10 protein-coding genes are annotated in these 12,467 nt (G+C 47.3%); 6 read left to right on the top strand and 4 right to left on the bottom strand.

Features of this window, described 5'->3' with window-relative positions:
• Together EIZ48_RS15070 and EIZ48_RS29750 are read left to right on the top strand one after the other, a co-directional pair.
• Positions 1 to 1,380 carry a sigma-54-dependent transcriptional regulator gene (locus EIZ48_RS15070; RefSeq protein ID WP_160653002.1) on the top strand — a complete coding sequence of 460 codons (1,380 nt, stop codon included), beginning with the start codon at positions 1 to 3 and terminating at the stop codon, positions 1,378 to 1,380.
• Entirely contained in the window at positions 1,381 to 2,685 is a 1,305-nt protein-coding gene (locus EIZ48_RS29750) for an ATP-binding protein (RefSeq protein WP_160652999.1), read from the top strand.
• Positions 2,686 to 2,880: 195 nt separating this feature from the next.
• On the opposite strand, the gene EIZ48_RS15060 is transcribed toward EIZ48_RS29750, so the two are convergent.
• Positions 2,881 to 3,756, bottom strand: a complete 876-nt coding sequence (locus tag EIZ48_RS15060; RefSeq protein ID WP_275690372.1) for a LysR family transcriptional regulator — start codon at positions 3,754 to 3,756, stop codon at positions 2,881 to 2,883.
• Positions 3,757 to 3,907: 151 nt separating this feature from the next.
• Here EIZ48_RS15060 and EIZ48_RS15055 point away from each other — a divergent pair, with 151 nt between their 5' ends.
• Complete coding sequence (locus EIZ48_RS15055; RefSeq protein WP_160652993.1) at positions 3,908 to 4,084, top strand: hypothetical protein; 177 nt, start codon at positions 3,908 to 3,910, stop codon at positions 4,082 to 4,084.
• A gap of 205 nt (positions 4,085 to 4,289) precedes the next feature.
• Here the strand turns inward: EIZ48_RS15055 and EIZ48_RS15050 are convergent, their stop codons facing one another.
• Positions 4,290 to 4,733, bottom strand: coding sequence for a DMT family transporter (locus tag EIZ48_RS15050; RefSeq protein ID WP_192928586.1), 444 nt, complete (start codon positions 4,731 to 4,733; stop codon positions 4,290 to 4,292).
• A gap of 2 nt (positions 4,734 to 4,735) precedes the next feature.
• On the bottom strand, positions 4,736 to 5,200 hold the full coding sequence (locus EIZ48_RS15045) for a DMT family transporter (protein ID WP_075766632.1): 465 nt from the start codon (positions 5,198 to 5,200) through the stop codon (positions 4,736 to 4,738).
• Positions 5,201 to 5,306: 106 nt separating this feature from the next.
• Between EIZ48_RS15045 and EIZ48_RS15040 the strand changes: the two genes are divergently transcribed.
• The 3 genes from EIZ48_RS15040 (at position 5,307) to EIZ48_RS15030 (ending at position 9,642) form a co-directional block, all read left to right on the top strand.
• Positions 5,307 to 6,206 carry a LysR family transcriptional regulator gene (locus EIZ48_RS15040; RefSeq protein WP_160652990.1) on the top strand — a complete coding sequence of 300 codons (900 nt, stop codon included), beginning with the start codon at positions 5,307 to 5,309 and terminating at the stop codon, positions 6,204 to 6,206.
• A gap of 70 nt (positions 6,207 to 6,276) precedes the next feature.
• Positions 6,277 to 6,816, top strand: coding sequence for a P-loop NTPase family protein (locus tag EIZ48_RS15035; RefSeq protein WP_160652987.1), 540 nt, complete (start codon positions 6,277 to 6,279; stop codon positions 6,814 to 6,816).
• Positions 6,817 to 7,311: 495 nt separating this feature from the next.
• On the top strand, positions 7,312 to 9,642 hold the full coding sequence (locus tag EIZ48_RS15030) for an immune inhibitor A domain-containing protein (RefSeq protein WP_160652984.1): 2,331 nt from the start codon (positions 7,312 to 7,314) through the stop codon (positions 9,640 to 9,642).
• 90 nt (positions 9,643 to 9,732) lie between these two features.
• On the opposite strand, the gene EIZ48_RS15025 is transcribed toward EIZ48_RS15030, so the two are convergent.
• The gene (locus EIZ48_RS15025) at positions 9,733 to 12,411 is read right to left on the bottom strand and encodes an alpha-amylase family glycosyl hydrolase (RefSeq protein ID WP_338046924.1); all 2,679 of its coding nucleotides are present in this window, start codon (positions 12,409 to 12,411) and stop codon (positions 9,733 to 9,735) included.
• Positions 12,412 to 12,467: the final 56 nt, after the last annotated feature.

Genomic DNA, 12,467 nt, shown 5'->3' with positions numbered 1-12,467 from the left:
ATGACTAAAAAAAAGTTATTAATAGCTGATGATGATGCCGGAATACTTGCTGGCTTACGTATGCTGTTAAAGCATCAGGATTATCAGTTAACATTTGCAAATAATATTCAGGAAATTGAATATTTCGTGAAAACAGAGCAATTCGATCTTATTTTAATGGATCTGAATTACGATAAAGACACCACGTCGGGTGAGGAGGGGCTGAGCCTAATTCCCAGGCTAAAGTCCGTTGATGAGAACCTCGCCATCGTGGTGATGACAGGGTGGGCCAGTATTGAACTGGCCGTTGCCGCCTTGCAAAAAGGGGCTGGCGACTTTATAGAAAAGCCTTGGAACAATGAGCGCTTGGTGTCAGTACTGCAGCATCAGTGCCAGCTGATGGATCAAAAGCGTAAGTCGCGTACCCTTGCCGAAGAGAATGAGCTGCTAAAGCAAGAGCTGGGGCTCAATCACCCGACGCAGCCTGTGGCCCATTCTGCCGCGATGCAGGCATTGCTCTCTCAGATCCATCAATTGTCAGCGACGGATGCCAGTATATTACTGTTGGGCGAAAACGGCACCGGAAAAAGTCTGCTGGTTAATTATATTCACCAGCTGTCGTCACGCCGGAACGGCTTGCTTGTATCCGTTAATATGGGCGCCATCAATGAGGGTCTGTTCGAAAGCGAAATGTTCGGCCATAAAAAAGGCGCTTTTACCGATGCCAGGGAAGAGAGAATTGGTCGTTTTGAACTCGCAGACAAAGGGACGCTGTTTTTAGATGAAATCGCTAATGTACCGCTCTCGCAGCAGGCGAAATTATTACGCGTGTTAGAGGAACGGCAGTTTGAAAAGCTTGGGGCGAGCAAGACGCAGCAAGCTGATTTCAGACTGATCTGCGCGTCAAATGCCGATCTCAATGGCATGGTTGTCAATGGTACCTTCAGGCAAGATTTGCTGTATCGGATCAATACGCTTATTTTGAGGCTGCCAAGTCTCAGAGAACGAGTGGAAGATATCCCTGAGCTTTGTCGCCAGTTTATTGCCCAAACGGCGACAAAGTACAAAAAGCCCAATGCTGAACTCAGTCCTCAGGCCTTGCGGGCATTGCTGGATTATTCATGGCCCGGCAATGTGCGGGAGCTTAGCCATACCATCGAAAGGGCCGTGTTGATTGCTGGCAGTGTGATTGAGCCAGAGCACTTGATGCTGATGGGGGATATTGCCCCTCAGGTTGATAGCGGTTCCCCTGGTTTTGAGGAGATGACACTGAATGAGATTGAAAAAGATGTCATCGCCCAGCGCTTGAAGTCCAACAAGGGTAATGTGATGGCGGCCTGTCGCTCGTTGGGATTGAGTCGCAGCGCATTCTATCGTCGTTTGGATAAGTTTGGTCTGTAAGTGAAAGAAAATAAAAGCTTTTTCTCTCAGTTTGTCTTGGTGCAAACCCTTCTGGCTGCTCCCGGGCTGATCATGCTGCCCTGGTTGTTGTGGAGCTACGCAATCCCCGCGCCGCTCATCGTTATTGCGACGCTGCTCGGTGTTGGGATTGCCTTGTTACTGAGCCGCTCTGTCTATCAGACGCTGAGCAAAAGGCTGAACTCGTACAGCAATCTTATGTACTCGATAGCCAGAGGAGACTGTACCCACAGAGCCCGATATCAGTATGACGATGAAATGGGGAATTTTGCAGAGGCCATTAATGAGCTGGCCGACCGTATTCACCATCAGCAAATGGTCGAGCAATCCACGCCTTTATTGCTGCGAAAGGTGGTGAAAAATATCAATGTGGCAATCATTGCTGTTGATGGCAAGCAGCAAATTACCTGGGCGAACCCGCAGGCTGAACTCTTGTTTTCCCTGCCAGAAGGGCTGGTGGGTGAGTCCAGTGTGCAGCTTGGGCTGGATACCCTGTTTAAGCAGAATCGCCGTTCGCCGGTTGATTATGCCTTTCCGGCTAAAAGAGGCCGCTGGCAACTGGTTGATGAGTACTATTACGATCAGGGAAAACGCCAGCAGCTTTTCTTTATTACCGATGTCAGCCTGTTGCTGCGGGAAGAAGAGCTTAAGGCGTGGAAGAATTTACTCAGGGTGCTGAGCCATGAAATCAATAACAGCCTGACACCTATTTCGACCATCAGTGACTTTTTACGAACCGAAACGGCGCCGTTGGGAGATGAGGACTTGCAAGAGGGGCTGACATTGATCTCCCAACGGGCAAAAGGTCTGGAAGCCTTTATCAAGAGTTATCGTCATGTAACTCACTTGCCAGCCCCTAATAAGGCTGATGTTCAGTTAGAAAGCTTGGTATCTGGATGTATGGCACTGCTGGCAGATAAGCGAATTCGGCTAGTCACATCTCCTTCGGTTGCCTTGATGCTAGATAGAGTGCAGATTGAGCAGGTTATTATCAATTTGCTCAAGAATGCCCTCGAAGCGGTCTGCGATCAGCAAGGTGTGGTCACTGTGTCTTGGAACAAGGTGGCAAACGGTACAGAGCTGCTGATTGTCGATAATGGCTGTGGGATCAGTAATCCCGAGAATCTTTTTGTTCCTTTTTATTCAACGAAAAAGCAAGGTTCCGGCATCGGGCTGCTTTTATGCAGGCAGATACTGGAAGCCCACCATGCTTGCTTGAGCCTGCAGAATAACACTGATGAAGCTGGCGTGACGGTACGGATTCTCTTTGCTGAATCTGTCAGTTAGCAATTTGCTTGGTTAGGTCATTGAACATCTAATTATATATAAAACCTTTAAACTGTTTCTTTATTGCCCTTGATTATCAACACAAACAAGTACTGCTAATCTATATCTCAGTTGGCAATGGCTTGCGTGAATCCTGTCTATATGAAGGCTTACCGAATTTCCTTACCTGCTTGATGAGGATCCTCTCGAAAATTCTCAAACAAGGCTCTTTAGCTCCTCAAATAGCCACTGAAAAGCGACGCCCTTTTTTATGCCTTTGTGGGTGACAAGATCGACGGGCATCATCCAGGGCTTATCGTCGAGTTCAAAATTGAACGTCGCAAGATTGCCGTTAGTAATGGCCTTATTTGCCATATGAAGCGGTAAAAAAGCCCAGCCTAAATTTTCTTCAACCAGCTTGACTGTTATATCAAAGCCGTTGCAGTACCAGATATCAGGGGAGATTTTTGGTAAATGCATCAGGCCGTCACCTGAAATACCGCGAAGGTAAAGCTGTCTGTGATTGACTAGCTGGCTGATGGATACCTTCTCATTGAGAAGAAGAGCTGATTCCGGATGGCAAACAGCACAAAATGGCTGACTGCCAATATAGCAATACTCCAGCTCTTGAATAAGAGGGGGAGTTGTAAACATGATGCCAATATCTGCTTGTCTATTTACAACTAGTTCGGCGATGTCGGTACATGGTACAGATAGAAGTTCAATTTGTGTCTTGGGAAACTGTCGGGAAAACGCACCCAGAATGCTGGAGAGTTTATTGGTAAACAATGCGTTATCGAATGCCAAACGTAGGTTCGGTTCTTCTTCATTTTGAATTGCCTTAACGACGCTATCAAGCTCACCGGTCAGCGCAAGAACCGATTTGGCGTAGGCATAAATTCGCTTGCCGTCTTCCGTTAAGGTTGGTTTTCTTGTTGTTCTGTCAAACAGCTGAATCCCGATATCTATTTCCAGGTTTGAAATGCCTTGGCTGACGGCTGATTGGGCTTTTCCAAGTTTTCTTGCACAGGCAGAAAACGATCCTTCTTCGGTGGACCAGACCAACATTCTAAGGTGTTCCAAATTATACATATCAGAAAATCTTATAGTTAATAACTTTGTTCAATAATAATTAAAGATACTATGAGCTTCAAATCAGGTAAGGGGGTATGGGCAATATATATAACCTGCCTCTCTGTTTATGACGTTCACAATAGTTCAAAAACTCTTTTGGAAAGAAGCTATGAAAAAAGAAACAACTCCCGAGATGTCTAAGCAAGTTGAAAGTGAAACGGAAAGTCTGTTAGCAAGGTTAGAAAGAACGAAAGCGATTTTGTCATCCAGTCATAACACTAAAAGTGACTCACAAGAGGTGCTATCCGTTATGATTAAAAGCACTGGTACATTTGAGCAAAACTAAGGCAGCAATAGGTTGGATTGCCAAAATAGTCGGCGAAGTAATCAATGAATGCTCCATGTTGAATTCATTGCGATCCCCAGTCCGGGGCTGGTGCGATCATCGGCCAGCGCCTGTAAGTACCCGGGTGTATTACCCTCCATGCAAACTCAGTTGCTTTAGCAGGCAACCTCAGTATTAACTCTCGCCTAGAAGTAGTTTAAATATTTTAAATATGCTTGCTTTTGAAGCTTGGTATCTTTCCGAACTTGGCCACGACAACCCCGGCCAATATAAACATGACGCCGGCCACCTGTGTGAGATCGGCACCATGGCTGACAGCTTCCCAGATAACACCCGTGATCAATTGCCCACCGATAACCAGCAGCGCGGTCAGTGTGGCTCCAACCTTTGTTAATACATAGCTGTTGAGTGCGACAAACAAAGCGCCGATCACACCGCCAAGCCAGGTGGCTGCCGGTGCATTTGCTAACGACCCAACCGGTTCGGAGGCGGTGAAATAAACCACAACGCTGAGAAAAATAAAGCCCACCGCATGGTTCCAGAGCGAGGCGGTAAAGGCACTGGCGCCTTGGCTGAGCCTCCCATTCAAGATCCTGCAGAAGCTGATGCAACAGCCGTTTAATAGTGCGAGAAAAATTAATGTTGTCATTATTATCCCCTACCGAATAACGTCAAAAGGCAGCCAGTCGCCATGAGCCCCAGTGTTATGCCGTCAGTGAGCGTTAATGGACGCTTGGTTAACCCAAACAGGCCAAAGCCGTCACAGACAAGACCGAACAACACCTGGCCTGCCATAATGAGTGCCAGTGAGCCTGACAGCCCGAGCGGGCTGTTTACCGTGATTGCCGCCAGAACCACAGTAAACGCGCCCGGTATGCCGCCCAGATAGGCCCAGAAAGGCGTCCCGACTTTTGGCAATATAGTTAGCTTTTTTCCAGCTAATAGAGACGCTGTTATTAATACGAGCAAGGACGTTATCGCGCCTATGCCATGCGCAAACCATGAGGCTAGTACAGGGGAACTGTACGCTGCAAGTTCACTGTTGATAGCTATCATGCTGGCAAGTGTTACCCCGCCTGCAAGCGCCAGAGATAAGTTAAGTGGATGAGCTTTCATGTTATTTACCAACGAGTTTCTGTTGGCGAGTAATATATTTGGTTTCCCTATTATTGATAACCCGATATATTTTGAACTCTTTGTTTCTCTCAGGTTGACAGTGGTAATGGATACTTTTTCTACGATACCGGTCTTTACGGCAGTGGTTGAATTGGGCAGCTTTTCCGAGGCAAGCCGTCAGCTAGGGATCACCAAGTCGGCAGTGAGCAAGCGGATTAGTGCGCTGGAGGCCCACCTTGGCGTCAAGCTTATCCAACGGACAACGCGCAAGCTCAGCCTGACCGAAGCCGGAGAGCAATACTACAGCTATATCCAAAAGGCCAAGGTGCTGGTCAATGAAGGAGAGGATGCGATCAGCAGCCTGCAGGGATCGCCGAAAGGGCATTTGAAGGTCAGTATTCCCATGGTATTCGGCCAACGCCATATTGCGCCTCTGCTCGGTGAGTTCTTGCGCCGATATCCGGATATCAAACTGAGCTTGTCACTGGATGACAGGCTGGTTGATTTGGTGGAAGAAGGAGTGGACATGGTGCTGCGGATTGGGGCCTTGTCGGATTCGAACCTGATAGCCCGCAAGCTGTCGCCGTGCCGCAGTGTAGTCTGCGCGTCACCGGGATACCTGGAAATAAATGGTACGCCCGAAACCCTGGCCGAGCTTAAACAGCATAACTGTTTATATTACTCCTACTTCAGGGCTGGCATGGAGTGGGTCTTTGATGGCCCAAATGGCCTAGAGCGTATCAAGCCAGAGGGCAATATCCAGGTTAACAACAGCGAGGTGCTCAAGCAGCTGATGCTCGATGATGTGGGGATCTGCCAAATGCCGCTTTTTCTGGTTGAATCTGAATTAGCCAGCGGTGAGCTGGTACCGATTTTGGAACAATACCATCTGCCTGAGCACGGGGTATATGCTGTGTTCCCGCAAAAGGCATTTAAGCCGGCCAAGCTAAAGGTCTTCCTTGATTTTCTGGAACAAAATTTGAGCCTGAAAAACCAAAGTTGGTAAACACAATAATAGGGTTAAACAGACGGCAGTTGAGCCGCCTGTTTGGTTGAGTGAATCGTTGGGTATAAGCATGAAAAGAGTATTAATTATTGGTAATTCTGGCTCGGGGAAGAGCTGGTTGTCGTCCCGTTTGTCATCATTATTGCAAGTCAAAGAAGTGAATTTGGATAGCGTTGTGTGGGAGCCGGGAGGGTATAACCAAAAACGTTCTCAAGAATCGATAGATCTTGAGTTAGATAAGATTTCCGCACAATCGAGCTGGGTTGTCGAAGGCGTTTTTGGCGCATTAGCCGAACAATTAGCACCTGTAGCCGATACGCTAATCTTTCTCGATATTGATTGGCCTGTGTGTGAGCAATCGTTGTTATTGAGAGGTTCGGAGAGTTCAAAGCAATTGGACAGTGAACTGGCTGAAAAGAATTTTCAGGAGTTACTTAAGTGGGCATCGGAATACGGTTCGCGAACATCTAAGAGCTCACATCAATATCATCGTCATCTGTACGCAGGGTTTAAGGGCAACAAGATATATCTGTCTACCCGCGATGAGGTAAATGTTTTTGTTTGTTCCCTCAAGAAAAATGTCGAGTGCCTCGAAAAGCCGCTCTGCTGAGATTTCGCCAAAAATGTAAACAAAATCAGCATAATGGACTGAAGCAACCTGATGCTCGTTGAAGATAATAAACCTCTTTGTTAATAACAAGTTGTTGTGGTTTGCTCACGCGGGAGATGGTGCTTTATTGTTATAAATCAACAGTTTACTGTGTGTTGATTTATGCGTGAGTCTCCCTGTCGCAATAATTATTCAGAATCAATAACTAATAATCCGTTGCTTTGTTTGCGATTAATTATATTGATTGGTTGAATTGTTGGTGTTCTATTTTGCGGGATTGTCTAACAATAATGCATTATTTTGCTAACACCTTGATTTAAAGATACATTCTAGTTCATAAAAACTCTCTGATTCATCGCAAACTCTGTGTAAGGCTTTGAAAAAAAAGATCAATATCAAGTACTTTCGAAAAAGCATTTGTTCGCAGTCAGCGTATTTCAGCCTGGTTGGCAAGACGCTGCGTACGATTGTCTTCATTACATAAAGGACTAGATAATGATCACTCAATTCAGCGTTTTTCGCAGTGCGCTAAATAAAGTAGCGCTCGGTGTACTGCTGGCAGGCATTTCTGCTACTGCTATCGGCGCGCCACATAAGCATAATCACTCTGTTGACCTGGGTATCGTCAATCAGGATAAGCTCATCAGCATGCTCAAAGCGGGTGGGCAAATTCCGGCGGATGCCAATGAAACGGAGGCGGTAAAAGCCCTTCACCTTTATCTTGAAGCGAACCATACTCATAGCGGTGAACCGGGTGAGCTGGTTCAGTTTGAGCAAAAGCGCAAAGATCGCTTGCTTCAGCTAATGAGCAGCGGGCATCAGCAGGCATCGGGCCAGACACAAAGGGCTGGGCAGTCTGCGGTTAGCTCGGATAATGCCTGGAATGGCCCTGTGGTTCAGGACAAAATCTTAGCTATTTTGATTGAGTTTCCTGATTACCCGGCGAATAAGGTGACGCCGGAAGAAACGTCGAATTATTACCAAGACTATACTCCAGGCCATTATCAGGACATGCTCTTCGGTCCGGATGGTTATACCGGCAGTAACGGCAAGAACTTGATTTCCATGGTGCAGTTCTATAACCAGCAAAGTGGTGGCTCCTATACCCAGATTGGAGATGTGGCCGGCTGGTACAAGGCGCAGCACCCGGCGGCATTCTATGGTGCGCAACAGGGTTCCAATAATGATGTTAATGCCCGGGCACTGGTACGTGAGGCTCTGGTTGCGGCTGCTGCCGATCCAGCAGTTAACCTGGCAGATTATGATCTTGAAGATCGTTATGACTTGGACGGGGACGGTAACTATCGCGAAGCAGATGGTCTGGTGGATCACATCATGATCTTCCATTCTGGTGTCGGGCAGGAAGCCGGTGGCGGTAACCTGGGCTCTGATGCTATCTGGTCGCATCGTTGGAATCTGGGTGGCGTGTTTGCCATTGAAGGTACCCAAGCCAGCGTACCGAACTGGGGCGGGTTAATGGCAGCCTACGATTACACCATCCAGCCAATTGATGCCGCTGCGGGAGTCGCTGCGCACGAGTATGGTCATGATCTGGGTCTGCCTGATGAATATGACACTGTCTATGGCAAGGATGAGTACGGCACGCCGCCGGGAGAGCCTGTTTCCTACTGGTCTATTATGTCATCCGGTTCATGGGCTGGCCTGATCCCGGGGACAGAGCCGACAGGGTTTAGCCCGTGGGCGCGTCAGTTCCTGCAAAACTCTCTAGGGGGTAACTGGCTCCACGGTGCAACCATTGAGTTTGCAGAACTGGCGGCAACACCGAAACCATATGTGCTAGATCAGGCTGCAATGAAAGGCCCCAATAATGATTATCTGCGGGTCAATCTGCCACCGAAGCGCATTAACTTGATATCGCCGATCGGCACCACTTCGTTCTACTCGGGTCGAGGTAATAACCTGAACAATGCGATGTCTTTTGCTGTTGATCTGAGTGCGGTGGCTGAAGCTGCTCTGTCGTTCAAGATCCACTACGATATCGAAGATGATTTCGATTATGGTCGGATCCTGGTTAATGGTCAGCCAATAGCCGGCTCGATCACAACCAGCAATGATCCGAATGAAATCGGATTCGGAATTGGTTTTACCGGCAAGTCTGATGGCTGGACTGATGCAACCTTCGATCTGAGCGCTTTTGCCGGACAGCAGGTTGAGATCAGCGTTCAGTACATGACAGATGGCGGTTTGATCAAGAACGGTTTCTGGGTTGATAACATCACTGTTGCAGCGGACGGTCAGAATACCCTATTGCTAGATGCTGAAAGCGTGCATCCGGAAGTGACCTATGCCGGTGTCGAACTTAATGACGGTAATTTTGATTATGAGCACTATTATCTTGTCGAGTGGCGCCAGCACAAAGGTGTCGATTTAGGGCTGAGCCGGATCAACCGTAATAATCACATCATGACGTTTGATGCCGGTATGATGGTTTGGTATGTCGATACGTCGCATACTGACAACGGCGTTGCCTCGCATCCGGGCGAAGGCTGGTTAGGCGTGGTTGATGCTGACCGTAATCCGCAGATCTGGAGTGACGGCACACCTGCAACGTCGCGCTACCAGGTGCGTGATGCGGCTTTCAACAGCAAGCCGGGGCAGCAAATCGATCTTGTCGACAGGGAAGGCAGAACACTGACCGACCCATACGTTGTTGCTAATCCGATGTTCGTTGACTGGGAAGATTACTCCAACCCGCTTCGCCCTGCGACAGGCCGTTTGACGCCGCATTACGGCATCCTGTTCCAGGTGGCCGATCAGTCTGAAAACGGTGATACGGTGACGATTAACGTCTCTAAAATCTGGTAATCAACCAAGCTTCTATTGCCAAAGAAGTACTATCAAATGCCGCCCGGTCAGGGGCGGCATTTCTTATCTGATAGCAGAGGTTTCTAATTTTTACTCACTTAAAGTGATGACGGGGAGGTCATCCCAAATCTTGGGTTCTGAACTATCGTTACCAGTGAAATTCCACGGTCCTTTTTGAGTATCTAGCGGACGGTAGACGGCCGATAATCCGTCGATATCCCATGTCGTGACATAGATACTGATACCGTCTAGCGAATCGGGGCGGCCAAGCGCATCACTGGCAAAATCGAGATAAATGGCTCTGTTAGCCTTATCGACCGAGACAACAGGGGCGGGTGAGACTGCTTCTCCCCATGTTTGTGAGTCTGCTCCGGTTGAATTATAAATTGAGCTTTGCCAGCCAAATATCACGGCGTTTCGGTTCCAAGTGCCCGTGGGCATTTCGGCATTAAGCTTAGGCAGAGTGGTTAAGCCCTTTTCACTTTCATCGGGCAAGCCAAGAAAAACAGAAAAGCCGACATGATCAAAGCCATTGGGCGGTAACCAGCTGTTGGTGACGTTATCCATGGTCATTTTTAAGCGAACGTTGCTGCCAACGGTATAAACCTCTGCCTTTTCAATCGAGAGTTGGTTCTTATCTTTATTGAAAGAGGGGTCTGTGGGTAGAGAATATGAACCGTATGGCCCGCCACTACCATCTTGGGCATCGCCTGCATCATCAATGACTTTTACGGGTGTGTCTGCCCATGACAGATCAGAAGTAAACGCAATATCTTTTGTTCCGGTTTTCGCTTCTGGGTAGTATATCGCAAAGCGGTGCTGTTGTTCTCCGATAGCAAAATGACGGATTGAAATTGTCGTTTTCCAATCTCCGTTAGCATCAACAGGTATGTCTTTTGCCACGGCCAAGTTACCATCGACGACCAGTTTCAACATCGCATTGGGTGTTGCTGTCCCGGTAATTTCGGTGTTTTGTGTTATTACCGTATCTTTCCAGTCGTCATTTAGCTCGACGGTTGCCTTCGGGGTTTCGGCATTACCTGCTCTGGCTGTTTTGAAATAAATCGCTGCGGACTTTGGTGCGAGTTCAAGACTGACTTCACCGTGACTATTGGTTGTGAGTGTTTCTGGTGCGGCTTGCCAGTTGGATTGAATTCTCCGTTCAAAAACAGCTCCAGCACCTTGGTCTAGATCTAGCTGGTTTAACAACATAGGGGATGAAGAGGTATTCATGACAACGAACGCTTCATCATCATTTAGACGACGAGTAAAACTGAATATACCGGCTCCCGCTTTATCACTGGCGATGACTTTTAACTCTCCTCGCGTTAAGACTTTGTTGTCAGTCCGAAGCTGGGCCAGTGATTGTATAAATTGATACATTTTATTGTCTGAATCGAAAGAATCGGCAAGTTGACCGTCTGTACGGTAGCCGCCGTTAAACATACTGTCGCGACTGTTGACGATGGCTTGCTCTGTACCCTGATAGATAACCGGAATACCGGGTATTGTCATCATGGTGATCAAAGCCTGCTGCATATCTTCCGGGCTAGCCTGGGACAAGAAGCGCGGCATATCATGGTTGTCGATGAAGTTAGGCATGATGTAAGGGTTAGGGAACATTTCCATCATACGTTCTAGACGAAAGCGTAAATAATCCGTTGGTTGGCCTGAGGCAAAGACACGGGTCATGGTGGTCTGCAGAGGGAAGTTTAAAACAGATGTTAACTGTGCCGGAGAGCCACTCTCACCAATATAGGTGAGCATTTTTTCTTCGCCTTCTGTCTGGTACGGTGTCGAGGCTTCAAAGACTTCACCAAAGGTCAGGAAATTATCACGACCAGTTTCTTTGGCTTGCGATAAGACGCCGTCTTCACTGTGGAAAAAGTCATTCCAGAAATCGTGATCGACAAATTTTGCGGTATCCACTCGATATGCATCTACACCGACGTCTTTGATCCATTTGCGGTAGCTTTCTTTTAGGTATTTTCTGACTTCTGGATCCGAGGTGTTGAGATCATCCAAATCAGAGAGTTGCCATGTTTTTTCTTGTATCGGATTATTGTGATCGGTAATGCTTGGTGTCCAATGATAACTACCTGTACCGTCGTCTTTGCACTGATTCTGATTCAATGGGTATGGTAGGGGTTGGTTCGCAGCCAATGCACTATCAATGAGACGAAAACCGGTACAAGGGTTTGAAGCATCATAATTGTACGGGTTATCGTAGGTAAAAAAGTTACCGACATGATTGGTTACAATGTCTTGAATGAGGAACATATTTCGGCTGTGTATTTCACGAGAAAGCGCTTGGTAGTCTTCTAGGTCCCCGAAATGCTCGTCTACTTTCTGAAAATCACGCGCCCAGTAGCCATGATAACCGCCGTAGTTTTGTTCAGCATCCCACCATTGATTCGCCACCGGGGGAGTGATCCAGATAGAGGTTGCCCCTAAATCTTGGATGTAGCTAAGTTGCTCGGTTACGCCTTGTAGATCGCCACCGCTGAACTTCTTGTCTGATGCCGGATCATATTCATTCTGGCCTTGGTCATTATTCTGGCTATTACCATCGTTAAATCGATCGATCATCAAGAAGTAGATGATTTGCTCTTGCCAGTCAGGTGATGCAATATGACTATCAACTGGCGCCACAGTGTTATTGTCTTTTTCGATGACCTTACTGTCTGAGTGACAACCGGTAAGAGCAAGTGCTATCGATAATGACAAAAACTTAATACTATTCAATGGATTATGTTTTTTATGTTTCACGTTTAAATTTCCCGTCTACAAATCTGCGTAAACAGTAATGGAAATTTAATACGATG

Origin of the sequence: Photobacterium alginatilyticum (assembly GCF_009910675.1) — a bacterium.
GTDB lineage: Bacteria > Pseudomonadota > Gammaproteobacteria > Enterobacterales > Vibrionaceae > Photobacterium > Photobacterium alginatilyticum.
The sequence above is the reverse complement of the archived record's forward strand: the minus strand, read 5'-3'. Positions and strand labels throughout refer to the sequence as shown.